The organism is Ensifer adhaerens (genome assembly GCF_020035535.1).
Taxonomy (GTDB): domain Bacteria; phylum Pseudomonadota; class Alphaproteobacteria; order Rhizobiales; family Rhizobiaceae; genus Ensifer.
Genome location: NZ_CP083350.1, coordinates 1,346,917 through 1,372,746, shown reverse-complemented (window position 1 = coordinate 1,372,746; position 25,830 = coordinate 1,346,917). Strand labels below are relative to the sequence as shown.

The 25,830-nt window shown below is 56.3% G+C and carries 27 protein-coding genes; 17 read left to right on the top strand and 10 right to left on the bottom strand.

Going from position 1 to position 25,830, the window contains the following annotated elements:
* Positions 1 to 143: 143 nt before the first annotated feature.
* Positions 144 to 1,271: a M24 family metallopeptidase gene (locus tag LAC81_RS26610; protein ID WP_223730334.1), complete on the bottom strand. Its 1,128-nt coding sequence runs from the start codon at positions 1,269 to 1,271 to the stop codon at positions 144 to 146.
* A 240-nt stretch (positions 1,272 to 1,511) separates the two neighbouring features.
* Here LAC81_RS26610 and ehuB point away from each other — a divergent pair, with 240 nt between their 5' ends.
* The 6 genes from ehuB (at position 1,512) to ggt (ending at position 7,494) form a co-directional block, all read left to right on the top strand.
* On the top strand, positions 1,512 to 2,375 hold the full coding sequence (gene ehuB, locus LAC81_RS26605; protein WP_223730119.1) for an ectoine/hydroxyectoine ABC transporter substrate-binding protein EhuB: 864 nt from the start codon (positions 1,512 to 1,514) through the stop codon (positions 2,373 to 2,375).
* A 57-nt stretch (positions 2,376 to 2,432) separates the two neighbouring features.
* Entirely contained in the window at positions 2,433 to 3,161 is a 729-nt protein-coding gene (gene ehuC / locus LAC81_RS26600) for an ectoine/hydroxyectoine ABC transporter permease subunit EhuC (protein ID WP_223730118.1), read from the top strand.
* The gene (ehuD, locus tag LAC81_RS26595) at positions 3,161 to 3,811 is read left to right on the top strand and encodes an ectoine/hydroxyectoine ABC transporter permease subunit EhuD (RefSeq protein WP_223730117.1); all 651 of its coding nucleotides are present in this window, start codon (positions 3,161 to 3,163) and stop codon (positions 3,809 to 3,811) included. The genes ehuC and ehuD overlap by 1 nt, the downstream gene beginning before the upstream one ends.
* A 2-nt stretch (positions 3,812 to 3,813) precedes the next feature.
* A complete protein-coding gene (gene ehuA, locus LAC81_RS26590; protein WP_273700214.1) occupies positions 3,814 to 4,593 on the top strand; it encodes an ectoine/hydroxyectoine ABC transporter ATP-binding protein EhuA in 780 nt (259 codons plus the stop codon).
* Between the two features lie 2 nt (positions 4,594 to 4,595).
* Positions 4,596 to 5,324, top strand: coding sequence for a GntR family transcriptional regulator (locus tag LAC81_RS26585; protein ID WP_223730116.1), 729 nt, complete (start codon positions 4,596 to 4,598; stop codon positions 5,322 to 5,324).
* A 421-nt stretch (positions 5,325 to 5,745) separates the two neighbouring features.
* Positions 5,746 to 7,494 (top strand): gamma-glutamyltransferase, encoded by a 1,749-nt coding sequence (gene ggt, locus LAC81_RS26580; RefSeq protein ID WP_223730115.1) that lies wholly within the window; start codon positions 5,746 to 5,748, stop codon positions 7,492 to 7,494.
* A gap of 196 nt (positions 7,495 to 7,690) precedes the next feature.
* Here the strand turns inward: ggt and LAC81_RS26575 are convergent, their stop codons facing one another.
* The 7 genes from LAC81_RS26575 to LAC81_RS26545 all read right to left on the bottom strand — a co-directional run bounded on the left by LAC81_RS26575 (position 7,691) and on the right by LAC81_RS26545 (position 14,033).
* Entirely contained in the window at positions 7,691 to 8,485 is a 795-nt protein-coding gene (locus tag LAC81_RS26575; RefSeq protein WP_223730114.1) for an ABC transporter permease, read from the bottom strand.
* Between the two features lie 11 nt (positions 8,486 to 8,496).
* On the bottom strand, positions 8,497 to 9,360 hold the full coding sequence (locus LAC81_RS26570; RefSeq protein ID WP_223730113.1) for an ABC transporter permease: 864 nt from the start codon (positions 9,358 to 9,360) through the stop codon (positions 8,497 to 8,499).
* Positions 9,357 to 10,430 carry an ABC transporter ATP-binding protein gene (locus tag LAC81_RS26565; protein ID WP_223730112.1) on the bottom strand — a complete coding sequence of 358 codons (1,074 nt, stop codon included), beginning with the start codon at positions 10,428 to 10,430 and terminating at the stop codon, positions 9,357 to 9,359. The genes LAC81_RS26570 and LAC81_RS26565 overlap by 4 nt, the downstream gene beginning before the upstream one ends.
* 20 nt (positions 10,431 to 10,450) lie before the next feature.
* Positions 10,451 to 11,506: an ABC transporter substrate-binding protein gene (locus LAC81_RS26560; protein ID WP_223730111.1), complete on the bottom strand. Its 1,056-nt coding sequence runs from the start codon at positions 11,504 to 11,506 to the stop codon at positions 10,451 to 10,453.
* Positions 11,507 to 11,555: 49 nt separating this feature from the next.
* Positions 11,556 to 12,218 carry an RraA family protein gene (locus LAC81_RS26555; RefSeq protein ID WP_223730110.1) on the bottom strand — a complete coding sequence of 221 codons (663 nt, stop codon included), beginning with the start codon at positions 12,216 to 12,218 and terminating at the stop codon, positions 11,556 to 11,558.
* Between the two features lie 11 nt (positions 12,219 to 12,229).
* Positions 12,230 to 13,033, bottom strand: a complete 804-nt coding sequence (locus tag LAC81_RS26550) for a carbon-nitrogen hydrolase family protein (RefSeq protein WP_223730109.1) — start codon at positions 13,031 to 13,033, stop codon at positions 12,230 to 12,232.
* 103 nt (positions 13,034 to 13,136) lie between these two features.
* Positions 13,137 to 14,033, bottom strand: a complete 897-nt coding sequence (locus LAC81_RS26545; RefSeq protein ID WP_223730108.1) for a LysR family transcriptional regulator — start codon at positions 14,031 to 14,033, stop codon at positions 13,137 to 13,139.
* Positions 14,034 to 14,484: 451 nt separating this feature from the next.
* Between LAC81_RS26545 and LAC81_RS26540 the strand changes: the two genes are divergently transcribed.
* Complete coding sequence (locus LAC81_RS26540) at positions 14,485 to 14,889, top strand: DoxX family protein (protein WP_223730107.1); 405 nt, start codon at positions 14,485 to 14,487, stop codon at positions 14,887 to 14,889.
* A 22-nt stretch (positions 14,890 to 14,911) separates the two neighbouring features.
* A complete protein-coding gene (locus LAC81_RS26535) occupies positions 14,912 to 15,532 on the top strand; it encodes a TetR/AcrR family transcriptional regulator (protein WP_223730106.1) in 621 nt (206 codons plus the stop codon).
* A gap of 147 nt (positions 15,533 to 15,679) precedes the next feature.
* Here the strand turns inward: LAC81_RS26535 and LAC81_RS26530 are convergent, their stop codons facing one another.
* A complete protein-coding gene (locus tag LAC81_RS26530; protein ID WP_223730105.1) occupies positions 15,680 to 16,480 on the bottom strand; it encodes an IclR family transcriptional regulator in 801 nt (266 codons plus the stop codon).
* A gap of 128 nt (positions 16,481 to 16,608) precedes the next feature.
* On the opposite strand from LAC81_RS26530, the gene LAC81_RS26525 reads away from it, so the two are divergent.
* The 9 genes from LAC81_RS26525 (at position 16,609) to LAC81_RS26485 (ending at position 24,837) form a co-directional block, all read left to right on the top strand.
* On the top strand, positions 16,609 to 17,835 hold the full coding sequence (locus tag LAC81_RS26525; RefSeq protein ID WP_223730104.1) for an ABC transporter substrate-binding protein: 1,227 nt from the start codon (positions 16,609 to 16,611) through the stop codon (positions 17,833 to 17,835).
* Between the two features lie 27 nt (positions 17,836 to 17,862).
* Positions 17,863 to 18,336, top strand: coding sequence for a MaoC family dehydratase (locus tag LAC81_RS26520; RefSeq protein WP_223730103.1), 474 nt, complete (start codon positions 17,863 to 17,865; stop codon positions 18,334 to 18,336).
* The gene (locus tag LAC81_RS26515; RefSeq protein ID WP_223730102.1) at positions 18,336 to 19,961 is read left to right on the top strand and encodes an acyl-CoA synthetase; all 1,626 of its coding nucleotides are present in this window, start codon (positions 18,336 to 18,338) and stop codon (positions 19,959 to 19,961) included. The genes LAC81_RS26520 and LAC81_RS26515 overlap by 1 nt, the downstream gene beginning before the upstream one ends.
* Positions 19,958 to 20,359 (top strand): RidA family protein, encoded by a 402-nt coding sequence (locus tag LAC81_RS26510; protein ID WP_223730101.1) that lies wholly within the window; start codon positions 19,958 to 19,960, stop codon positions 20,357 to 20,359. The genes LAC81_RS26515 and LAC81_RS26510 overlap by 4 nt, the downstream gene beginning before the upstream one ends.
* 1 nt (position 20,360) lies before the next feature.
* Positions 20,361 to 21,227: a branched-chain amino acid ABC transporter permease gene (locus LAC81_RS26505; RefSeq protein WP_223730100.1), complete on the top strand. Its 867-nt coding sequence runs from the start codon at positions 20,361 to 20,363 to the stop codon at positions 21,225 to 21,227.
* A 4-nt stretch (positions 21,228 to 21,231) separates the two neighbouring features.
* A complete protein-coding gene (locus LAC81_RS26500) occupies positions 21,232 to 22,182 on the top strand; it encodes a branched-chain amino acid ABC transporter permease (RefSeq protein WP_223730099.1) in 951 nt (316 codons plus the stop codon).
* A complete protein-coding gene (locus tag LAC81_RS26495) occupies positions 22,182 to 22,970 on the top strand; it encodes an ABC transporter ATP-binding protein (protein WP_223730098.1) in 789 nt (262 codons plus the stop codon). The genes LAC81_RS26500 and LAC81_RS26495 overlap by 1 nt, the downstream gene beginning before the upstream one ends.
* Positions 22,954 to 23,652 carry an ABC transporter ATP-binding protein gene (locus LAC81_RS26490; RefSeq protein ID WP_223730097.1) on the top strand — a complete coding sequence of 233 codons (699 nt, stop codon included), beginning with the start codon at positions 22,954 to 22,956 and terminating at the stop codon, positions 23,650 to 23,652. The genes LAC81_RS26495 and LAC81_RS26490 overlap by 17 nt, the downstream gene beginning before the upstream one ends.
* A 63-nt stretch (positions 23,653 to 23,715) precedes the next feature.
* Positions 23,716 to 24,837 (top strand): alkene reductase, encoded by a 1,122-nt coding sequence (locus LAC81_RS26485; RefSeq protein WP_223730096.1) that lies wholly within the window; start codon positions 23,716 to 23,718, stop codon positions 24,835 to 24,837.
* A 33-nt stretch (positions 24,838 to 24,870) separates the two neighbouring features.
* Here LAC81_RS26485 and LAC81_RS26480 read toward each other — a convergent pair whose 3' ends face one another.
* A complete protein-coding gene (locus tag LAC81_RS26480; RefSeq protein WP_223730095.1) occupies positions 24,871 to 25,779 on the bottom strand; it encodes a LysR substrate-binding domain-containing protein in 909 nt (302 codons plus the stop codon).
* Positions 25,780 to 25,830: the final 51 nt, after the last annotated feature.

Here is a 25,830-nt window from a genome sequence, read left to right as displayed (position 1 = left end):
TTACTCTCCCGCATCTCGCGGGCGCTTTGGGTTGTGGTCTGCTTGCAAATATGAAGGAGGCTACGCAGTCGTCTGCCCAACCTCGCGGTAATTGCAATCGGCACGTTTCTGTCTTCAGATTGAGACGAACCGATCATCGCGATCTAGTCGATGACGATCAGTTCTCGAGGAGATGAACAGAGTTTCTCTCCGCCTTTGTCGGTCACCACGAATGACTCGGAAATTGCCAAACCGAAGTCTCCGAGCCACACTCCCGCCATGAAGTGGAAACACATCCCCGGCTGGAGTTCGGTCTTGTCCCCCGGCCGCAGGCTCACGGTTCGCTCACCCCAATCTGGGGGATAGGCGAGTCCTACCGGGTAGCCCACACGGCTTTCCTTTTTGAACCCGCGGCTGCGAAGAACGTTCTGCCAGGCCGCCTCGACCTGTTCTGCGGAGTTGCCTGAGCGCGCGGCATCAAGACCGGCGTCCACCCCGTCGACGATCGCCTTGGCTACATCGAGATAGATCTGCGGGGGTTTACCAAAATGGACCGTGCGGGTAAGGGCGGCATGGTATCGCCGCCGGACACCGGCGATCTCGAGGATGGCGAGCCCAGTGTCGGGAAGTGGATCTTCAGTCCAGGTCAAATGCGGGGTCGCTGTTCCTTCGCCGACTGGCATCAAAGGGCAGATCGCAGCGTAATCGCCTCCTAAGCCGTCCACTCCCTTGATCTGCGCATGATAGAGTTCGGCAATCACCTCGTTCTGCGGCACGCCCGGCCGCATTTTTGAAATCGCCCGTTCCATCGCATGCGAGCAAATGACTCCGGCCTCGCGGATTAGCACCATCTCGGCATCCGACTTGATAAGGCGCGCCCAGTTCACGAGATCTCGATTGTTGCAGAAGGCGGCGCCCGGGAGACCCCGGACAAGGTGTTCGTGGCAACGTGCCGTATAAAAGTGCGCGTCCATCTCGACACCGATCCGCGCCCTTGACCACCCTCTTTCACGTATCAGTTGCGCCAGTTCGTCGTACGGGTGCCCGTCCGGATTCTGCACCAGATATTCGGAGAACGGCACGATATTGCGCGACGGAAGCCCTGTGGTCAGGATTGCGCTCTTTTCGTCTTGGGCGCGACCGAACCAGATGGGCAGCTCCTCATCGACATGAACGAGCACGCACTGCGGGACGTAGAACGACCACCCGTCGTAACCTGTCAGCCAACACATGTTGGCCGGATCCTGACTAACAACGACGTCTATATTGGCTGCTTTCATCCGTTCCTGCACGGCGCGAATGCGACGGGAAAACTCCCCCTTAGAGAAAACAGGCGATCTACCCACGACACTCCTCCCACATCAAGTCTATCTAGATGTATACATCAAAGAAGATTCGATGCAAGACAAGCGATGAAATTCCGCGCATTTCGTATTTTTTTATCGAGATCTTGTCAATCAAGGGAAAAGATGTACACTTCTATGGCCTCGGAAGCGCCAAGTCGCCTGGGGATTAACGAAGAAGGGGAACACATGTCGAAAGCAAATATCTCTCGTAGGTACGCCCTTAAGGCAGTCGTGCTTGCGCTAGCGGCCACTTCCTTCGCGGTGAGTGCGCACGCGGAATCTACTTTGGAACGGGCCCGGGCCGCGGGCTACATCCGTATCGGCTTTGCGAATGAGGCTCCTTTCGGATTTGCTACACCAGACGGGAAGCTTTCCGGCGAGGCACCAGAAGTGGCAAAAGCGGTATTGAAAAGAATGGGCATCGCGGAAGTCGACGGCGTTCTAACGGAGTTCGGCTCTCTTATACCAGGGCTAAAAGCCGGGCGCTTTGATATCATTGCAGCCGGCATGTTCATCAATCCGAAACGCTGTGGAGAGATTGCCTTCTCCGAGCCATCCTATGGCATAGGCCAGGCAATGCTCGTGCCCAAAGGCAACCCCAAGGCCATTAAGGACTATTCTTCCTTCGCTGGTCATGACGACCTAAAGCTCGCGGTGATGGCAGGCGCGGTCGAAGGCGGTTATGCCAAGGATGCGGGTATCGCGACTGGCCAGCTTGTAACGCTACCTGACCAGTCGAGTCTTGTCGCGGCTGTCCAGTCTGGCCGAGCCGATGCCGCTGCTCTGACCGCGCTTTCCATTGCTGACATGGCAAAGAAGGCGGAAGGGGTCGAGTCGACGGAGCCGTTCGGGGAGGTTGCCGGTAAGTCCGTAAAAGGCCACGGCGGCTTTGGCTTCCGCAAGGACGATGTAGATTTCGTGGCGGCCTTTAATAAAGAACTCGCTGCCTTCCTTGGCACGCCTGAACACATCGCGCTTGTGGAGCCATTTGGCTTTGGAAAGGGGTATCTCCCGAACAAGACGACCAAAGAACTCTGCGCCGGCGAATAAAAATACAGATGGTGGCGCAACTGCGCCGCCATCCTTCGCGCCTGATGAGGGAACAAGATGTGGATTCGTATGCTGGCCGCCATGCTCGCGGCCACACTCAGTATTATCGCTCTACTTTCGTTAGACGGAGAGTATCGCGTCTTCCTACCGGGGCTTCTCGAAGGCGCCATTCTGACAATAGAAATCACCTTGGTCGGGGCTCTGGTTGCGATGGTTATGGCTCTCCTCGCTGCGCTCGGCAAGCTCTACGGACCTATGGCGGTGCGCTGGCTCGCCATAACTTATATCGAAATTTTTCGCGGTACTTCCGCGCTCGTGCAACTCTTCTGGCTCTATTTTGTGCTTCCGCAGTTCGGGCTTTATTTAAACGAGTTTACGGTTGCCGTGCTGGCGCTCGGCCTCAACATAGGCGCCTACGGAGCGGAAGTGGTTCGCGGCGCAATCGTGTCCGTAGCACGAGGCCAGTGGGAAGCTTCCACCGCCCTCAACATGTCGAGGCCTCAGATGCTCAGGCGCATTATCCTACCGCAAGCCTTTGCTGCCATGATTCCGCCGTGGGGCAATCTTTTCATCGAGCTCGTCAAATCGACATCGCTCGTGTCCCTCATCACCTTGGCGGACCTGACGTTTAAGGCTCAGCAGATGAACCAAACGACCTTGAAGACGGTTCCGATTTTCACACTGGTGCTGCTAATGTACCTCGCGATTTCGCTTACGGTCACGATCGTCATGCGCGTGCTTGAGCAACGTACCGCCATCGGAATTGCACGCGGAAAGGTCGTCTAATGTGGGACTGGGCATTCACTTTTGATATTATCCCCGTTCTTGGTCAGGCGGCAATCGTCACCGTGCAGGCCACCGCCCTCGGGTTCTTAATCGCCGCGATCCTCGGTCTATTTCTCGCCTCTGCAAGGCTGGCATCTCCAGCGGCAGGTGTCGCCGTTACAATCGTGGTTGAGCTAGTGCGCTCAACGCCACTTTTGATCCAGATCTTCTTTCTGTTCTTTGTACTACCGAAAGCGGGTATCGTTCTCGATGCTTTCACTGCAGGTGTAATCGCCATTGGCTTGCACTACGCCGCATACTGTTCGGAGGTGTATCGGGCTGGGTTTGAAAGCGTTCCGAGGGGCCAGTGGGAGGCTTCCATTGCGCTGAATCTCTCGCCCTGGCGCACGTTCCGAGATATTATCCTCCCTCAAGCTCTCCCTCCGGTGGTTCCAGCGTTGGGAAATTATCTCATCGCGCTCTTTAAAGAGACACCCTTACTGTCGGCGATAGCTGTGCTTGAGCTGATGCAAACCGCAAAAATAATTGGATCGGACACCTTCCGGTATACCGAACCTGTCACGCTCGTTGGCGTCTTTTTCCTGGGAATGAGTCTGGTCTCGGCGGGCCTGGTGAGGCTGCTCGAATCCTGGTTGCAGAGGAGATATTGATAATGAACGAAATGCCAATGGTAAGATTCGACAACGTTTCCAAGCGCTATGGCGCGCTCACCGTGCTTGATAGCCTCAATCTGGATATTGGGCGTGGCGAAAAAGTATCTATTATCGGTCCTTCCGGCTCTGGAAAGACAACCGTGCTGCGCATGTTGATGACACTTGAATCCATCAACGATGGCGTCCTATGGGTCGATGGGGAGCCGATGACCCACGTTCAGAAGGGCGGCCAACTTGTTCCCGCCGACGCGAAGCATATACGCAAAATTCGCGGAAAAATCGGCATGGTATTTCAGTCGTTCAATTTGTTTCCACATATGACCGCTATCGGAAATTGTATCGAAGCTCCAATGACGGTTCTCGGATTGAAACGAGCTGAAGCTGAAGAGCGTGCGGCTGAGCTTCTTGATATGGTTGGGTTGTCGGCAAAGAAAAATCATTACCCTTCCCAGCTGTCGGGAGGACAGCAGCAACGGGTTGCCATCGCCCGTGCCTTGGCGATGCGCCCAAAGATCATGCTATTTGACGAGGTCACTTCCGCGCTCGACCCCGAGCTTGTTGGGGAAGTCCTTAATGTGATACGGAAAATTGGGAATGAGCATGAACTAACAATGCTGATGGTGACCCATCAGATGGGCTTTGCAAAGGAATTTTCGGATCGGGTGTGTTTCTTTTATCAGGGTAAGATTTGCGAACAAGGATCGCCCGCTGAAATCTTCGGGAATCCTCGAAACGAAAGGACGAGGCAGTTCTTGAACGCTGTCTTGGAAGCGGGATAATTTTGCAAACTGAAGCATCCGACAGCACGGCCACTGAATCTCTCCAAGGTGTTTCGGCCAAGGAGAGATTTGAACGGATCTACTTTGCCATTCGCGACCGCATATGCCTGCTCGAGTACACGCCCGGCAGTCGACTATCGGAAGAAGAACTTGCGAAGGAGTTCTGCACGAGCAGGACGCCCGTGCGACGAGTGCTTGCGAGACTCGAATCCGAGGGCCTAGTAGAATCGGTTCATGGCGTCGGAACAATCGTCACCGACCCAGACATCAACGAACTCGTTCAGATTTACCATCTACGGATGGAGTTAGCCGTTCTCGTGGGCAAGCTTTCACCCTTGCCCCGTAGCGCCCAGGACCTAGATCGCATTACGAAGCTAATCACTCGGTGCGATACCGAAATGCAGAATCCGACACAAAGAGCGTTTCTCGAATTGAATATGGCGTTCTTCGCGGAAATTCGAGCTTTTACTGGGAATCTGCCCCTACGGGAAATCAGTGAACGGCTTTATTACCAGGTAGTGCGCGTTGTCTTGAAAATGATGCCAAGGCTTGGGTTAGCGGAAGAGTTTGCGGCCTTCCGAAGCGAAATGCAGGCCGTTCGCGCGGCCGCTGAAATTGGAGACTGGGAGGCAATCGGTCATATACGACGAGCACACATCTCCATGAGCTTTCATCGGATGATAGCTTATGCCGATCTATCCGATTCAAATGCGCCGAACCCATCTCAATGAGTTTAACTGCCGCCGTAAGGGAGTCGGCAGCCAGGTGCTACAAACCACCGACCCCACCCGCACACTGTTGGCTTACTGTTCGGGCGTTAAACGAATGCCGTAATATTATTCACGCCAGCCATACACCGCCAATATTCCCTGACGCAAGACATTACAATCTCGATTGCATTTTTGCCAAATCAGATGCGCAAACTTGCCGTTTGATATTTTAGTTGATTGGCAACCACCTTGTATCCGCCGCCTGGTCGATCGAGTGCTCGGGATCGTGATCTAAGGGCTCCCGATTGACCCGAAATATACAAACGGGCGGGACCGGCCCTACGACAATCGAAGCTGAGCTTGCGCAGCCGCCCAGTCGGTTTTCCGGCGAGCGGTTTTGCCTGCTCATCGGTTCTCGGGTATTTTGGAGGAGGAAATTCTTATGTTTCATCATTGTGAACAGCCGGGATTCGCGATCGCAGTCGCCTTGTCTGTCGCTATATCCCAAGTGAATCCTGCACTGGCCGCCTCTAGTGCACCTGTCGAAGCCGAACACGGCATGGTGGTCTCGGCTCATCGACTCGCTACCGAGGCTGGGGTTCAGGTACTGAAGGATGGCGGCAATGCTGTCGATGCGGCGGTTGCGGTCGGATATGCACTGGCTGTTGTCTATCCTGAAGCAGGCAATATTGGCGGCGGCGGCTTCATGACGATTCGCATGAAGGACGGCAAGTCCACATTCATCGACTTTAGAGAGCACGCACCGCTCGCTGCGACGCGCACAATGTATCTCGACAAGGATGGCTATCCAGTCGCGGGCGCTAGCCTTGATGGGTATCTAGCGGTTGGCGTGCCCGGTTCGGTTGCTGGCTTTGAATTCGCTCGCGAGAAGTACGGCAAGAAGTCCCGGCAGGATCTGCTCGCGCCGGCAATCACCTTTGCAAAGGGTGGATTTACGCTCGACCAATATGGTGCGGCGTCTCTAAATCAAGATCGCGATCGCTTGGCAAAGGACGCGGCTGCTAAAGCCATTTTCGTAAAGGGAGACGGGAAGCCTTTCGAGACCGGAGACAAGCTGGTTCAGGTGGATCTTGCCGGATCGCTCGAAGAAATCTCCAAGCACGGCGTGGACGCTTTCTACAAAGGCGAGATTGCCGATGCTATCGTCAAGGCAAGCGATCACAAAAACGGCATTCTGAAGAAGGCCGATTTTGAACAATATGCAGTCCGCGAGCATAAACCTGTTGAGTGCAGCTACCGCGGTTACGATATCGTCTCGTCGCCCCCGCCAAGCTCGGGCGGTGTCATCATTTGCGAAATTCTCAATGTCCTCGAAGGTTATCCGATCTCGTATCTGGGCTACGGGTCTGCCGAAACCGTTCACCTGATGGTTGAGGCGATGCGCCACGCTTATGTGGACCGCAACACCGCCCTTGGCGATCCTGACTTCGTGCAAAACCCGGTCTCAAAGCTCCTCGACAAGAACTACGCAGCTGAGATCCGCAAGAAGATTGAACCAAACGTAGCCGGCGTTTCCGCGGCGCTGATGCCGAAGGGTATGGGCGAACACACGGAAACCACGCACTACTCGATCATTGACGACGAAGGCAACGCCGTTGCGGTCACCTACACCCTGAACGGTTCGTATGGCGCCGGGGTGGTGGCCGACGGAACCGGTATTCTTCTAAACAATGAGATGGACGACTTCACCTCCAAGCCAGGAACGCCCAATCTTTTCGGCCTGGTTCAAGGTGAAGCGAACGCCATCGAACCGAAGAAGGCTCCGCTGTCGTCGATGAGCCCAACCGTGATTTCCAAGGACGGTAAGCCGTTCATGGTGATCGGCAGCCCGGGTGGCTCGCGGATTATCACAATCACGCTTGAAGCGATCATGAACGTCATTGATCACGGCATGGACATCCAGGAGGCTATCGATGCTCCGCGCGTCCATCATCAATGGCTGCCCGACAATGTTATCGTCGAACCTTATGGCCTGTCGCCAGACACCATGAAGATCTTGGCTGGAATGGGTTACAAGGTTCAGAACGACCCTAACTGGCTGCAATGGGGACAGGCAGCCGGTATTATCGTTGGTGGCAAGAACCTTGCTGAAATCAGCGCTGGTAAAGGCGCACGCTATAATGGTGCCGTAGATAGCCGTGCAGGTGCTGGACTCGCCCAGGGCTACTGATCTCGTGCGAAACAGACGGCCGGCAAGTGGCCGGCCGTCACCAAAGAGCGTTGCCTCAGGCCCGAAAAGTTGGGCGATCGAGCGATCCGAAGCGCTGCCAACGTGACAAACGGATCGAGAGCTCTTCCGAAGTTGGACGGCGGCATCAAACACGATGCTCAATCGACTTCGCCCGACGTTCTCGCCGTTCCGGAACCTATTTGACGAACGCCTTGCCGAGCCCCATGGCCCGCTCGACGATCATGATCACGCCCAGCGTCAACAGGATTAGGAGCGCCGATGCCGCGGCAACCAGCGGGTCGGCCTGGTTGTAGACGTAGTTGTAGAGCTCGACTGGGAGCGTGCTGATGCGTGGCCCGGTGAGAAACAGCGTGATCACCACCTCATCGAACGAGACAAGGAAGCATAGCGCCGCGGCGGCCACGATTCCCGGTGTGAGCATGGGAAGCGTGACGCGGAAGAACACCGTCAGTGGTTTGGCACCGAGCGTACGAGCCGCTTCTTCGCAGGCTCCGTCCTGGGTGCCGAGTGAGACAGCAAGGACACGCAGTGCATACGGCAGCGTCACCACCAGATGGGCAAAGACAAGCCCCGGCATGGTGGCCAGCAGGCCCAACGAAGCAAAGACGATCAGGATTGCGAGGCCGAGAACGATCGTCGGCAGCAACAAGGGTGCAGTAAATAGGTTGAACAACAAATCACGGCCGATGAAGCGGAGCCGTGTCATTACCCAAGCGGCCGGCACCGCGACGGCGATCGACAGCAGAGTTACCATTGACGCCAGCGACAGGCTTGTCCAGAACGCTTTCAACATCTGGCTATTGGCAAAGAGCGCAGCATACCAGCGAGTTGACCAGAAAGTCGGCGGGAAGCGCAGCACCTGATCTCCGGAAAAGGAGAGCGGAAAAACCAGGATGACCGGCGCAAGCAGATAGACGAACAGCAGGAACACTATGATGCGCATCGGCCAAGAAGTCTTGTGAATTTCCATGAATATACCTCCTAGTCCAGGCGCCGCAGCACGGCGGAATAGGCCCAGAGCGCCGCCCCGAAGACGATGAGTACGAGGATCGAAAGCGTCGAGGCGAGCGGCCAATTGAGTGTCACGATGGCCTGGTCGTAGATCTCTGTCGCGAGCAGGAAAACACGTCCGCCACCCATCAGTTTGGGCGTGATAAACGAGGATACGGCCAGCACGAAGCAGAGCAGGCATCCGAGCGCGATACCCGGCAGGGTAAGCGGGAGGATCACCTTCCAGAAGGTCCGGGCTGGCGTGGCACCGAGAGTGCGCGCGGCCTCTTCTACACGGGGATCAAGTCGCCCGAAGCCAGCCATCAATGCAAGGATCATGTAGGGCATCAGGATTTCCGTGAGGCCGATAAACACGCCTTTGATGTTGAACATCAGGCTCGGCGCCGGCAGGCCAAGTGCCTTGATGGCGGTGACGACTGGGCCGTCATCGGTGAGAATTGCGATCCAGCCATAGGTGCGGACGACCGCAGAGGTCAGGAGCGGCGAGATCACGAGGACGGTCAGAAACGTCCGCCAGGATCCGGAAGCGCGATGCAGATAAAGCGCGATCGGATAGGAGGCGACGAGGGTGGTCAGCGTGATCGCCAGGCTGATCCAGACGGAGTTGAACACCAGCTCAAGATAGAACGGGTCGCTCAAAAGCCCGGCCCAGTTCTCCCATGTGAAGACATTCTCCATGCCACCGCCGATGCGCGCCCTGTTGAAGGAATAACGCGCGAGGTTAAGCACCGGCAGGATGAAGCCGACCGCATTGATCAAAGCAATTGGCAGCAGCAGAATGACTGCAAGGTTGCCGTCGCGCCAATGGCGAGGAAGGGCGACAACTGTGCTCATTGGCCGCCCACCGGATAGACGAGCGTGTCTTCTGCCGACCAGTTGAGGGTGACGCGGTCGCCGGCGGCGAGAGCATTTCGGCCGCGCCGGGTGGCTTCTTCGACGACAAACTCTTCGTCCCCGACGCGCACGCCATATTGTACGAGATCTCCGACGAATGTGATGTTCGATACGCTCCCCTGGACCTTGTTGTCCGTACCGTTGGCCTCCTGGAGATGGATGCGATGCGGGCGAACGAGAACCTCCACCGAGCCAGGCGCAAGCTTGGCTGCGGAGTGGAGCTGCTGGCCCGCAGCCGCCAATGTGCCCTCGGCAGTGATCATACCTTTGAGGCGGTTCGTACGACCCACGAAATTGGCGACGAAGGCCGTTGCCGGACGTTCATATACCTCCGTCGGAGTGCCGAACTGCTCGATATGGCCGTTGCGCATGACCACAACCCGGTCGCACATCGAGAGAGCCTCGACCTGATCGTGGGTCACGAAGACGGCGGTGATCCCGCTCTGCTGTTGAAGGGTACGGATCTGCACGCGCATCTCATCGCGCAGCTTCGCGTCGAGATTGGACAGCGGCTCGTCGAGGAGCAGGATCGATGGTTCGACCACAAGAGCTCGAGCCAATGCGACGCGCTGTTGCTGGCCGCCCGACAGTTCTTTCGGCTTCCTATGGGCGAGGTGGCCAAGTTGGACCATTTCGAGCGCTTCCGCTGCCCGTTTCTCCGCCTCGCGGGCCGGCATGCCCCGCATTTGCAGTCCGAATTGCACATTCTTTGACACATTCATGTGCGGGAAGAGCGCGTAGCTCTGGAAGACCATGCCCATATCTCGGTCGTGGATGGGAAGGCGCGTGATATCGCGCCCTCCCACCATGATGCGGCCTCGGGAGGGATTGTTGAGTCCGGCGATGATCCGGAGTGTCGTCGTCTTCCCGCATCCCGAAGGTCCGAGGAAGGCAACCATTTCGCCCTTGCGGACCGAAAGATCGAGCGAAGGGATCACGTTGACGGCGCCGAAACTGACACCAATTCCCTCCAGTTTGAGATGCTCTCGAGGAGCGGACGACGTGGGCATGGGCAACTCCTGGATCTGCATCAGCGGCTGAGCGGAATGACGCGGCGGCGCCACTGCTCGGTAATGGCATCTCGGATCTTGGCGACCTCTAGCCAATTGATGTCGATCATCCTGTCCATCGCCCCGGCAGTGGTGCGATGGAGCGCCTGGTCCGAGATAAGCGGTACGGCCTTGGAGTTGGTGGGAGCGTAAAACATCTGCTCGGTGAAGGCGGCTTGCGCCTCCGGGCTCAGCGCATAGTCGATGAACTTCTTGGCGCTTTCGCTGGCAGGACCGCCTTTGACAAGGCCGATCACGTTGATCTGGAACCCGCTGCCTTCTTGTGGCAAGGCGACGCCCAGCTTGCCGTTCGAAAGATCCGAATAGACCTGGGCGCGGGCATTCCAGCCAATGCCCATCGCAGCTGTGCCGCTGGAGATTGGTTGATATGCGTCAGGACGCGGCTCCCATGTCTGGACGTTGGGTGCCAACTCCGCAAGGCGCTTGATACCCGCGTCGACACTCTCCATGTAATTCGTACCACCAGCCATCTTGTCAGTGACAATGGTCAGCGTTGTGCCTTGAATGTCCGGCACGGCGGGGATGGACACCTGCTTGGCATATTGTCTATCCCAGAGCGCGTTCCATGAAGTGGGCACCTGGTTGACCTTGTCGGTATTATAGAGAAGCACGAGGTTGTCGAAAGTGACGCCAACGGCGTTGACCCCTTCCACCTTGGCCTGCGGATAAAGGTTCGCTAGGTGTTTTGTTACCGTGTCATCCATCGGGGCGAAGATGCCTTCGTCGGTGGCGGCCTTTGCTACCGATATGTCCATGATGGCGATATCAATCTGCGGCGAACCGGCCTGAGCGCGCAGCGTTCCCAACATCTGAGCAGAGTTGGCTGTGCCATATAACTCAACCGTAATATCCGGATTGGCTTTCATGAAAGGCTCGACGACGGCCTTGGTGTATTTCTCCTGAAAGATGCCTGCGTAGACGGTCAGTGTCACCGTGTCAGCCATCGCCACGTTTGCGGCTAAGGTAAAGCCAAGCACCGTAAGTCCGGCGCGGGCTGCGAGTTTCATTGCGGTCATCAGATCTCCTCCACTCTTAAACCGAAATTATTCGTACGACTGGGTCACCTCAGGCGGCCGATGCCTCCACGATCTTCGTTGCGCCGGAAATGTCGGGCAGTTTTTCGCCCTTGCGTAGTCTTTCCAGCAGCACGAGCTCGCTCTGCTGCATGCCGATCGCTTTGTCGACGGCCCATTCAGCCTGATCGGGCGCGAGCACGAGCACGCCGCTCTCGTCGGCAATGATGGCATCGCCCGGATTAACCGTCTGGCCCCCGACCGAGACCGGTACGTTGATCGCGCCTTCGAGGCCCAGAATCTTGGTCGTGATCGGCGAGGGACCGCGGCACCACATGGGCAGGTCAACACGACGGATTTCGGAGAAGTCGGTAGCAGGTCCGTCGATGACGGCTCCGACGATACCTCCGAGCTTCATCGAGTGGGTCACGACGCCACCCCAACAGGCGTGCTTGTTGTCGCCGCAGCGGTCGACGACGATGAAATCGCCCGGACGCACCAGTTTTGTGAGGTAGTGCAGAATGGTCGAGTCTGCATGGGGCAGGCGGACGGTGACCGCAGTGCCGCCGATACGCTTTTCGGGCAGGACGGCGCGCAATTCACGATCCATGAATCCCGAATGCAGGAAGTGGCCGACCGTTGCGGTCTCGACCTGTTCCATCTTTTTGATGAGCGCCGGCGCCATCTGCTTCGGCATGGGATTGACGACAAACATGATGCAATTCCTCAGAGAACGTGGTGCTGGGCGACAGGGATGGCACGGCGCACGTCGCCGATGCGGCTGAGGTCGAGCTTGGCCGTGGCAGCGCCGGTGCCATCGGAACATTGCGCGACCATGTGGCCCCAGGGATCGATCACCATCGAGTGGCCCCAGCACCACTTCCTGCCCTCAGCATGGGCACCGGCCTGGCCGACGGCGACGAAATAAGTCTGCGTTTCGATGGCGCGGGCGCGGGCGAGCACTTCCCAATGGTCCTTGCCGGTCATCAGCGTGAAAGCGGCGGGAAGCACGATGACGTCAGCGCCCTTGTCGCGGAGTGCCCGGAACAGTTCGGGGAAACGGATATCGTAGCAGATGGCGCAGCCGACGGTCGTCTCACCAACTTTGTAGGTCACCACATCCTCGCCGCGGCCGATGGTATCAGACTCACGAAAAGAGACGCCGCCAGGCGCGTCGACGTCGAAAAGATGGATCTTGCGGTACTTGGCGATTTCGTTGCCGGCGGGACCGAACACCACGGTGGCGTTGTAGTGGTTGTTACCCGCCTTCTCGACCATGGATCCGCAATGGAGGGTTACGCCGAGTTCTTTCGCGAGCGCGCTGAATCGCTTATAGGTCGCGCCCTCAGGAAAGCTCTCCCCACTGCCATGGACGGCATCGCGTCCTTCGCCGAGAAAGGCGAAATACTCCGGCAACACCACGAGGTCCGGCGTTTCCTCTGCCGTCACCGTCCGCACCATGCGCTCTGCGTCATCGAGGTTCTTGGCCTTGTCGGGGCCGGAATTCATTTGCACAACACTTATCTTCATCGATGTCCTCCAAGTCTCAGTCAGGCCATCGTCGGGCCTTGCGAGGGGAATGACAAACGATAAAGAATTGTCGTTCGTGATAGAAAAAACTTATTGTCATGCCTTAAGCTGAAATGCCGGTTGTATCGAGCGACGCTTCCCGCGCGATCACCGAAAGCATTGACGGAATTAGGTTTTCTGGATCGTCTACGTAAACGGCATGAAGCTTCAGAGCGGGAAAGTCCGGTGTGATCGAGAGCCGCTCAAGCACTCCGTCCGCCACCATCGGCGCCACCATTGTTAACGGCAGTAACGCGACGCCGACACCGTCGAGAGCGAGCTTCGACATCGCCGAAAGCGAGTTGGAGTTGGAGATCACCGGCGGCTGGACCCCGAGTTCTTCGAACTGACGGAGCAGCCAGATATGCGGCACGCTGTTGCGCGAGAAAGTGAGCACCGGATAGCCGGAGAGGTCCTGCAGCCGCAAGTCCAGGCCTCCGAGCTTGAACGAGGGGGCGGCGACCCACACGCATTCCATCGTCCCGAGGTCGATGTTCTTGAGGCCGGGGCTCAAAACCGGTCCCATCAAAAGGGCAAGGTCCAACCGCCTGTCGCTGATCTCTCGACCGATCGCCAGCGACGTGTCGACATTGAGATCAAGTCCGAGGGCGGGAAAACGCTCCTTCACCCGCTCGATGAACCTCGGCAGCCAAGCATGAACGATGGAATCGATCGTTCCGATCGATACCGTTGCGCGCAGATTTTGAGGGCTGCCGATCGCGACCTTAAAACTGGTCGCCGCCTTCAACAGTTCTTCTGCTGGCTGCATGGCGCGCTGGCCGATGGTCGAGAGCCGCACGCCACCCGGCATCCGGTCGAACAGCTCGCAACCCATCTCCGCCTCCAGGCTCGCGATGCGGTTGGAGATGGCCGCTTGCGTGGCGTTCAAGCGTTCAGCGGCTGCGCGAAAGCTTCCAAGCCGCGCGACCCACACAAATGTCTCGACGAAACGCAGATTCATCGGCGGTCCTCATTTCCAAGCAGCCGCGCCCCCGGGCAAAATCGCAAGAAGCCATCGCCATTTGTGTCTTGCTCACGGATCATGAAAGTCTCTGCCGCCGCAGTAGCGAATGCACCACACGGGGGTCGAGAATGGTGGGCCAGCATTTAACCTGCATACGCCGCGACTTCAAGCTGCTCGCCGCCGCGCCTCAGCAGAGTGCAAGTCGGGAGGCGGCAAGGCGAAGGTGACCCCAGGGCCGACAATTCCGGGTCAAGATCTCAGGCCGGACCCCGGTGTTCGAGCAGAGACCCATTCGGGTGGGCCCCGGCGGCATAACCGCGTTGGCGCGGTCCTTTGGTGCCACGCGGGATCAACTCCGGGCAGATTTGGAAAGAAGAATTACATTTTCCAGACTCGTCAGTTCATAAATTATATAGTAGACCTGCGAGTCTGATAAATGGAGAGGTTCATGGACGCCCTAATCACATCCGTGTTGACGCACCCGCACTTCGCACTCGCCGGTAAGATCGTCTTAACGTCCCTTTTCTGGATCGCCGGTCTGTTCGGAGTGTTCAACTTCAACGCTGTTGTTCAAGAAATGGTCGACGTGGGACTGCCGACGCCACAAGCCTTCGCAGTTGCTACGATCGCCTGCCAGCTCTTCGGATCGGCTCTAATCATTACAAACGTTGCAGGACTCGGTTGGGTAGGCGCCATTGCTCTGGCCGTGTTTACGCTGCTCACCATCCCATTTGGCCACGCGTTCTGGCAGTTCGAAGGCCCTAAACGCATGCATGAATTTCAAATTGCCCTGGAGCACCTTACGGTGGTTGGCGGCTTGGCTCTGGCCGGGATCCTCTCAGTGAAGTCCTGAAGTTTAAGCGTGGAGCATTCGAATGATTGACGAGAAACGCCCCCGAGGTCGGCCACGGGACGTTACGAAACGGACCGCTGTTCTAGATGCCGCGCGAACACTCTTCTTGACGAGAGGACCCGAAGCGACACTTGATGAGGTGGCAGCGTTGGCAGGGGTCGCGAAGGCGACCCTTTACGCAAATTTCGAGGACAAAGACAGGCTAGTTGAAGAAGTCATCCGGCGTGAAGCAAATGCGACAATTCTGGACGACGAATTCGAATCCATCAAAGAAGCGGAGATATCGGCTGCGCTGATTTCGTTTGGCATCCGTTACGTGGAATTTATCAACAGCCGTGACCTTCTTGGATGGGATAGGTTGATCGCCTCGATTTCAAACCGCTCTGATCTCGCGAGACGGGTTTTCGATATCGGTCCCGGTCGAGCGCAGCGGCTTCTCAATCAGCTGATTGCGAATGCCGCTAGCCGGGGCGATCTAAATGTCGAAGACGTTGAAAGAGCAGCCGACGAACTGACAGGCCTTTGGCTCGGTTTCGTGAACCTGGAGGTCAAGTTGGGCGTACGCCCACCTCTTACGACCGACGAAATTCAGCAGAGAGTCATGCGCGGGGTGTCGATCTTCCTAACGACTTACCGGGCATAAGGCAGTCGGCGTGCCATTTTCTGCCCCATACCGTTTCTTTGAGTCAGGCCCTTCAAGTGAAGCCGCAGAATTACGATAGCGCTTGCACGGCATGGCGACCTCAGTGTTATCGTCGCGGGATCTAGATCTACTTGTCATTGGTTTCGATCAGAATTGCACCGCGTCCGTTTCGCGAGTCCTCACCGAGGCCAATCTAAGACCCCGTGCAATAGCATCGACCGCGGCATTCAGTATATCCGCGGTTTGCTGTTCGGTCCGTCTTAACATCCGATCGATCAAACCGGCGGTTCCAATGCTGTACATAATTCCAATTGAGGGCAGAGGCACAGGTACTGCGATGGCCCCCACGCCGCTCTCCATCTCACTCCAGCACGTCGCATAGCGCCGAATACGAGCCCCCTCATATTCAGCCTCGATTTGTATCCGATCCGTTTTGCTGTGTTCCGTTAGTTTAGGAAGCGGCTCAGATAATGCCTTCTCAATAATTTCCGGTGTTTGGAAAGCTAAGATCGCTTTAGCGGATGCTGCAATATTAGGGTCAAGCGAATGTCCTGGAACCACGTAACTGCGCAGTCCGCCACTTGGCGCCGCCCAGGCTATTGAAACAACCTTGTGACCCACAAGACGCGTCAGAAAGCACGTATCCCCAATTTTGTCCGCCAGTCCATCAAGAATCGGCTGCACCGCGATCGCGATTTTCGCACTTTCGCTGCCCGCGTGGAGGAGACGTACCAGACGGTTTCCTAGCTGATAGTTCATTTTTTTTGCCCCTCCTCCAGCGACAAGGCCGGCGGAGAGCAAGTTCTGAACAAGTCGATGGGTCGTCGGAATGGGGTACGCGCAAGCTTCGGCAATCCCTTGCACGTTAGCTCCGTTTTCCAGAAGGGCTATATTTTCCAAGACTTTAAAATACCGCTCAAGCGGCGAGTCTATTTCGCTTTTCGTCAAAGTGATGAACTCCGATTTGGACTCCAGAATACCTGAGCTCCTTTGCCCTTGACAGATAGCTTTTTGCGGAGCTTAATCTCGATTATCGAAATCATATCTCGATTATCGATAATAGGGAGGAAATCAAAATGTTTATTGGAACACGCCATTTTTGGCGTGCGGCCTCGTCGTTGTTTGCGGCCGCACCCCTGCTGTTGACATCCGCATTTTACGTACATGCCGACGAACCCGGAGTGGATCAGCAAGCCATTAAAATTGGCATTCTGGGCAGCTTAACTGGACCGGCTGCTGTATTTGGCACGGGGAACCTGGCGGGAGCGACCCTCGCTTTCGAGGAAGCGAATGCCTCTGGCGGCATCAATGGACGGAAGCTGGAATGGGTATCGCTGGACGACGAGTCCTCGCCACCAAAAGGGATCGTTGCTTACAAGCGCCTCGTCGACCAGGAAAATGTATTCGCCATTTTCGGGCCATCGTCGAGTGCGGTAGGCCAAGCGCTTGTACCGACGTTCAAAAGCACCGGGACACCGACTTTTGCAACGATTTTCTCTACTCCAGCTGTCACAGAACCGCCGATCGACAACGTCTTTCGTTCCGGAACGATGAGTGATAGCCAAGCTGGTCAAGCAATAGCCGACTATGTGATTGATCATCTGGGCGCGAAGTCTGTCGCTCTAATCCGCCAATCCGATGAATACGGCCGACACGGCGGCGACAGCGTGGTCGAGGAGCTCGCCCATCGGAAGATTCCGTTGGCAAGCGAGGAGCAGTTTAACGTCACCGACACTGACTTCACTTCGCAACTAACCCGCATCGCTCAAACCACGCCAGACGTCCTGGTGGTCTACGGATTCCCGAATCCGTCCGCAATCATCACGCGTCAGGCGAAGCAACTTGGGCTCACAGCAACAATTATGGGGTCCAATGCTGCAGGCAGCAGGAAGTATCCCGATATTGTTGGTGAAGCTGCTGCGGGGACCCACAACGTAGTAACTTTGAAGACGCTTCCCGAAAGCACCGAGGGTGAAGCAGCCGAGTTCTCCTCCAAATTTGCCGCGCGCTTTCCTGACCTCGCCCGTCAAGGACGACCGGATCTTGCCGACGTGCTGGCATATGGCGGCGCCCACGTCTTCTTGGAGGGGCTAAGGCGTGCAGGCGACACTCCCACGCAACGCGGATTCATCTCCGCCTTGGAAACCATCGAAAACTTCGAGGCGCCATTCATTTTGCCAACGACGTACGGCAAGGGAATCCGCGAGGGTAACCAAGCCGCCCGAGTGGTTGAAATCCAGCCCGACCTAAGCCGCAAGCTCCTTCCAGTGGTCCTGACGGCACCTAAGGAAAACTCACAATAAATGTAAGCCACCAAATTGGAGGAACCCATGGAAACGCAGCTATTCGGAGACGACTTCGCAGTCGGAGACGTCTTCGAAGGTATTCCACACGAGATTGGCGACGAGCAGTTCAACATGTTCGCACAGCTAACCGGCGACAATCATCCGATCCACTATGACGACGCCTTCGCCGCGAAAACTCGTTTTGGAAAGCGCTTGGCCCACGGACTGTTGCTCGTCTCGATGACGGCACTCGGCGCGACTCCGATGTCAGCCCGTCTAGAAGACGCACTCGTCGCGTTCGTTGATCAAGAGTTTCGGTTTCTAAGACCGGTCTTCATCAACGACGTACTCAAAAGCCGGTTCGAAGTGATCTCGGTCATCCCGAAAGCGGCCAACACGAAGTCATTGGTGCGCTTCAAAGTTGAGCTGATCAACTCTCGCTCCGAAATCGTGGTGGAAGGCCACCACACATATCTCCTGCACTGCCGTCTGCCACTGCAAAAGGAAAGAACGATCTAATGGCCTCCAGAGAATATCAAACCGTTCTCCAGTCCTTCGACTGGAAAGAGGCTCGAGCGGCGCTTGGTTGGAACGAAGATCGCACGGTTTCTCTCGGCGATGCTCTCGTTGACCGTCATGCGAACAGCGGTCGGACGGCGCTCATTTCCGCTTCCATCGACGGGACTGAGACACAAATGACGTTTGCCGAATTGGCAAATGCTAGCAACCAGTTTGCCAATCTCCTCACTCGGATGGGCATCGGACCTGGAGACAGGGTCGCCGGTCTTATGCCTCGTGGACCGGAAGTATTCATAACTATTCTCGGAACGCTTAAAGCCGGTGCCATCTACGTCCCCATATTTACGGGCTTCGGTCCGGACGCGGTCGGCTACCGTCTCGAGCAATCTCAAGCGAAACTGCTGATTACCGATCTCGAGTATTACGACCGCATCCCCGGCGATGCCTCGGTAAAAAGGATCGTGGTCGCTCCCGCCAATAGCGAACCGGCAGGCACTTTCAACTTCCAGACCGCGTTGGAAGAGGAGGAGCCAATCTTTACGCCGGTTTTGCGCGAAAGAGATGACCCCGCAGCAATCATTTACACCTCAGGTTCGACCGGACAACCCAAGGGAGGAACGCTTGCTGTCAATTTCTTGGCCGCGATCAATCCATATATCGTATATGGTCTAGGCCTCACCCCGAGCGACATCCTGTGGTCCACCGGCGATCCAGGCTGGGGTTATGGTTTCGTCTGCTACCTTGGCGCACTCGCAATGGGCGCTACTGTCCTCACGGTTAGGCAGAACCCCTCGGCGGAGCAATGCCTCGCGGTCATCGATCGCTACGACGTCACGAACCTGGCTACGACGCCAACGTTGTTGCGCAGCATCATGTTGCTCCCCCACGAGAAGTTTGGGGCGAAGAAGCTGAAGTTGAGGGCGATTTCTAGCTGTGGCGAACCGCTGAACGCAAAAGTTATCGACGCCTTCCGCCAGGCACTTGATATTACCCCAATGGATCATTTCGGAGCCACCGAATACGCTCTACCCATCGGCAATTACAATGCCATCCCGATGGAAGTCAAAGCAGGATCTATGGGGCTTCCCTCACCCGGCTATCGCATGGCGATTATTGACGAGCAAGGCAATGAACTTCCCGTCGGCGAAGTCGGTTTCATAGCTAAGCGAGCCGATGCCGACTGCCGGTATTGGCTAAAATATTGGAACGACCCTGCTGCCAGCAGCGCTTTGCTTATTGAAGGCTGGATTGTCACACGAGATCTCGGTCGCATTGATGAAGAGGGATACTTCTGGTTCGAAGGGCGAGCCGACGACATGATCAAGAGCTCGGGCTACCGCATCGGCCCATTCGAGGTCGAGAGTGCATTGCTCAAGCATCCAGCGGTGGCTGAAGCTGCCGTCATCGGTCAACCCGATGAAATGCGGGGGCAGATCGTCAAAGCATTCGTCGTCCTAAGAGACGGATTCACCGGCACCGACGAACTCAGCGAAGAATTGGTCACGACGGTCAAGACGAATGTCGGTCGCCATCAATTCCCGCGCGTTATTCAGTACGTCGATAGCCTTCCGAAAACCGAAACCGGCAAGATTCAGCGCTTCCAGCTCCGTGCGAGGGCATCATGAACACCAAACCCTTCAAAGCACTTTTCTCAGATCAGCCTTGGAACCCAAGGCTGACATATTCGCCGGCGGTACAGGTTGGAAACTTGATTTTTCTCTCCGGCACCACCGCAGGGGACGCCGAAGGAAACCTGATCGGCGCGGGCGATATTGTTGCACAAGCGCGTTTCATTTTCGAAAAGTTCGAAGCGGTGCTTAAGCTTGCCGGTGGTGGGCTATCCAACATCATCGAGACTACAGACTATGTCCTCACATTGGACGACTATAACAAAACCGCTGCGCTCCGAAGAGAACTGTTCGGGGGCCCGCCGTGGCCTGCATCCACAGGGGTCGTCGTGAGCGGGCTGATACGTCCCGGCGCGCTGATCGAAATCAAAGCCATCGCAGCGCTTGGTGATTGAGATGCTTGGACAATTGCTCGTCAGCTCCATCACCTCTGGAGCTGTCTATTCCCTAATTGCTCTTGGCTTTGTGCTCATTCACAAAGGCACGGGCGTAGTACACTTCGGTTACGGGGATCAAGTTACCTTTGGCGCCTATGCCGTATTGATTGGCCAGGCCCTCATCGGTTTGCCTTTCTGGCCAGCGGTAATTCTGGCGCTTTTGGCGTCCGCTCTTCTCGGCGCATTGATCTATGGCACGCTCATGTGGCCATTGCGGAACTCCACGCTCTTGACCAAGATCATTGCGACGTTGGCGGTGGGCACTCTTCTTCGAGAGTTCCTCCGGGCCTATATGGGACCGAGCGCTTGGCCCTTTCCCTTCTTGCTCTCTCCCGCACCGGTCCAATTTGCTGGCCTTTATCTGGTACCGGCGAACCTCGCAATTGTCGGAGTTTCGCTCGTACTACTGTTTACTCTGTTCTTTCTTTTCGAAAGGACGATCGTTGGTAAAGCCATCGTAGCCGCATGCGATAACCGTATCGGTGCGAGCTTGGTGGGCGTCCGAGTATCATCGGTTTTTTTGGCCATATGGATCCTCGCGTCGCTATTAGCGACGATCGCGGGCGTTCTGGTCGCTCCCCTGCTGTCGTTATCTCCAGATATGGGCTTGATTGGTATCAAGGGGTTTACGGCCGCCATCCTGGGCGGGTTCACAAGCCTCCCGGGCGCGGTTATTGGCGGTATCACGCTCGGTGTGCTTGAAGCTCTTGCGGGCGCATACATCTCAACAGCTCTCAAGGACGTGATCACTTACGGTATCCTTATCGTCGTAGTCCTCGTGAGACCACAGGGATTGCTGGGTACGCTCGCAGTTAAGAAGGTATAGCGAGATGTCTTTTCGAATCGCGCCACTCATCGTCTGTGCGCTGGCGTTTGCCGCCGCGCCCTATTTCTTGCCCGAGTTCAATCTGTACCAGGTCTGTCTCATCGCCGGCACCGCGCTGGTCGTCTTAGGGCTCGTCGTAGTAACTGGTTTCGCCGGGCAGGTTTCCCTCGCGCAAGCCGCGTTCGTGGCACTTGGGGGTTATGGTTCCGCGGTGCTCCACAGCTTTTGGGGCCTCCCTCTCTGGATCGGAATACCGCTGGTGTCGGCAATTGTGGGATTACTAGGTTTCGTTTTGGGCCTTTTAACGCTGCGGGTGTCGGGTCATTACCTCGCCCTGGTTACTATGGCACTCACGGCGATCGTTCAGCTTGGCCTCATCTATAGCGATCCATTGACTGGCGGCGCCGCAGGCATGCCGATGCCATCCTTCGAAATGTTTGGATTTACATTAAGCGAAGGTCGACAACTCTACTTCGCGATCGTACCGACGACGGCATTCTTCTTCGTCATTGTTCATAATCTGCAGAACTCGCGGTATGGCCGAACTCTTGCTGCAATTCGGCAGAGCCCAACCGCTGCGCAAGCGATGGGCATAGACGTACTTCAGTTCAAGTCTCTTGCGTTTGGCGCGAGTGCGTTTCTAGGCGCGTTCGGTGGCGGCATACTGGCCGTTTTATCAACGTATCTCGATCCCGCGCAGTTTGGCATCCCGCAATCCGTCTATTTCCTTACCGTAGCAGTGGTCGGTGGCCTTATGTCACCGCTCGGGGCAATCGTTGGCAGCGTTGTATTCGTGTTCCTTCCGGATTTCCTGCAAAGCTTTCAGACATATCTTGGTTTGGTTTTCGCGCTGCTTCTGCTTTGCTTCATCTTGCTGCGCCCAGATGGCCTGATCAGTCTTTGGCAGTCCCCTCGCGGCCTAGTCCGCATGATCCGTACGGGAGGAGCCAACTGATGGCAAACGATATACTGAACGTGGATTCCGTCACTGTTCGCTTCGGGGGCATTGTCGCCCTTAACCAGGTTTCCATCGGAGTAAAAACGGGAACGATCCAAGCGGTAATTGGCCCAAATGGGGCAGGCAAAAGTACTCTTCTGAATGTTGTGACCGGACTATACCGCACTACAGCAGGTAACGTGAGCTTCGCCGGCGAAAGCATTTCCAATGTCCCTCCCCACCAGATAGCTCGGATGGGTATTGCGCGTTCGTTTCAGAACACGGAGTTGTTCAGCACGATGAGCGCTCTCGATAACGTGATGATTGGCCTCGATCGGCATTTTGCAGCGGGGACATCGAGTTGTGCTTTTCATACTCCTAACTGGCGTAGATCAGAGGCCGCAGCGAGAGAGAGAGCGAAAGAGCTTCTTGCGCTAGTGGGCCTCGAGGAAGATGAGGCAACCGCTGCTGCGACGTTGCCGTTTGGGAAACAACGGCGCCTCGAGATTGCACGTGCGCTCGCGACCAGTCCAAGCCTTCTATTGCTCGATGAACCCGCGGCTGGGCTACGTGCCGCCGAAATCGAAGCACTTAACCAGATACTCCTTGGGCTCCGTGACCAACATAAAATGACGATTCTTGTAATCGATCACGTAATGGCGCTCGTGATGGCCATCTCTGACCGCGTAAGCGTCCTAAGTTTTGGAACAAAGATCGCTGAGGGCACGCCAGACGAAGTCCGGCGGTCGCCAGAGGTAATCAAAGCATATCTTGGGGAGAAAGCTGCAAATGCTCTCAATTCGTGACCTGAGTGCTAGCTACGGCGCCAAGGATGTCCTTCATGGGATTAGCCTGGATGTCCCGCGCGGAACAATCGTAACAATTCTGGGAGCAAACGGCGCCGGTAAATCGACATTGATGAAGGCGATCGTCGGTCTCGTCTGTCGCACTACTGGTTCCGTTGAAATTGATGGAAAGCCACTACCCAATGAAACGCCGGACCGCGCCCTTCGTGCGGGGGTCTCTCTCGTACCCGAACAAAGAGAGCTATTTCTGGATCTTAGCGTAGCGGACAATCTACGGCTCGGAGCCTTCCTTCGGCGAGGAGCAAAGGACCATGCGTCGGAGCAGGAGCGATTGCTAGAAATGTTCCCCAATCTTCGCGCTCGTCTCAACCAACCAGCTCGCGCTCTATCCGGCGGCGAACAGCAAATGCTTGCGATTGCGCGAGCGTTGATGGGCCGACCGTCCTACTTGCTACTGGATGAACCGTCGCTCGGCCTCGCCCCAAAAGTCGTCACTGAAATATTCGAGGTAATGGAACGTATCTGTACAGAAGGCACATCTGTCTTGCTCGTTGAACAAAACGCTTCCATCGCGCTCGATATCGCTCACTCAGGGTATGTACTTGAGCTTGGCGAGATCACGCTTTCTGGACCTTCCGAAGCACTGAGAAGCTCGTCCGTCGTCCAGACTTCATATCTGTAATTCGCAGCGGCAGGGCTGTCCTGCGATAGCGCAGCCCGTGACGAACATAAAGAAAGTAGTGGTATGGTGAAACTTTTCGAACCATTCAAACTCGGAGGGATTGAACTCCCCAATCGCCTGACCATGGCACCCCTCACCCGCAATCGGTCTCCGGGCGCAGTGCCGACTGCACTCGCCGCAAAATACTACGCTCAGCGGGCGAGCTCCGGTCTGATTATCTCCGAAGCAACGGCGATCAGCCACGAGGGCCAAGGCTATGCTGACGTCCCCGGACTCTATGCCGAGGAGCAAATCGCAGCATGGCGATCAGTGACGGAGGCGGTTCATGCGCACAACGGCCGCATATTCGCGCAGCTATGGCATGTAGGTCGTATCTCTCATACGAGCTTGCAGCCGGGCAATGCTAGTCCCGTCGGCCCATCTGCCATCCGCGCGAAGGCTAAAACGTTCCTCATCGACAATCTTGGCAATGGAGCGTTCATCGAAACCTCCACGCCGCGCGCTCTTACACTTGAAGAAGTCAGGCGTGTCCACGATGATTATCGCCGCGCTGCCGCAGCCGCCATCAACGGAGCCGACTTCGATGGAGTCGAACTCCACGCCGCCAACGGATATTTGATTGATCAATTCCTTCGATCGGGTAGTAACAATCGGACCGACCAATACGGCGGGCCTGTAGAAAATCGCGTGCGTTTTCTTACGGAAGCAGTCGATGCCATCATTCAAGAAATTGGCGGAAGCCGGCTCGGCGTTCGCTTGTCGCCTATGACTCCATCGAACGATATGCACGACATGGATCCACAGCATTTGTTCGAAGCAGCAGTGCGTCAGCTCGCAAAACGCGATATCGCTTATGTCCACATCGTCGAGGGCTCAACGGGAGGGGATCGCGAGTTCGAACAAGCGGGGCAAACATTCGACTATAGAGCTCTTAAGGTTGCCTATCGTAACGCCGGGGGTCGAGGAGCGTGGATGGTCAACAATGGCTACGATCGTGAAATGGCAGTCAGGGCCGTCGAGTCTGGCTACGCCGACTTAGTGGCGTTCGGGCGATTGTTTCTAGCGAACCCCGATCTGGTGGCCAGGTTGGCGGGCGGACATCCACTCAATCCGATGCGCAAGGATGTTCTATATGGCGGCGGAGAAGTTGGCTATACGGACTACCCCTTTTTGGCAGAAGGGTGATACCTTTGCCTGCCTATGCCGGGCTCGCGCACTTCACTCCGAAATGCGGGAATAAGCACGCTGTGCGTGGCGCAGAAATCGCTGGACGATCGGACTGCGGTCATTCTGTCGCCACGCCATGGTGACGACAGTCGACAGCATTGGGCTGACGCTACGGTAGGCGACGCCAGGAATGTTCAGCCTTCTTACACAATTTGGTGCCAGAGCAACTCCTAACCCGCATCCGACGAGCGCAGCAATAGTCGACCACTCGGTCGCTTCCTGCCCGATAAGCGGCTGGAAACCCGATAGCCTACAAGCGGCAACTATACGGTCATAAAGCGCAGAACCCGACTGGCGTGAAATCAGGATAAACGTCTCGTGTCCGAGCTCGCTTAAATCAACCGTATCGAGTTTCGCCAGTGGGTGATTTTCTGGCAGGACGACCATTAGTGGCTCCTCGATCAACGGTCGCGACTCCAGTGACTGCACCGAATACGTCTCACGCAAAAAACCAATATCAATGTCCCCCATAAGCAAACTGTTCACTTGGGGCTGCGACGTCATCTCATGAAATGCCAATGTGACCTTATCGTTTTCACGTCGATAGGTTTGGAGAACACGCATTAACTCTGTTAAAGCCAATGACGGATTGATCCCGATCCGCAATACACCCTCCTCGCCACGCGCCGCACGTCGCGCGCTATCAAGGCCGTCCTGGGCTTGTTCCAAGATTTTGCGGGCCGTATCAACAAGACTCTCTCCGGCGGCCGTGAGGACTACTTTTCTCGTTCCTCTATCGAAGAGTGTAAAACCAATCTTACTTTCCAAACGGCGGATTTGCTGGCTGAGCGGGGGCTGAGCGATTCCAAGTTTCGCAGCGGCCCGTCCAAAATGCCCCTCTTCCGCGACTACGATGAACGACCGCAACTGTCGCAAATCGAATTCGGGCTTTCCCGCCATTTCATCCACCTCCCCAACGAGCGCCTAGTTGAGTATCGATGTTGTTAATAG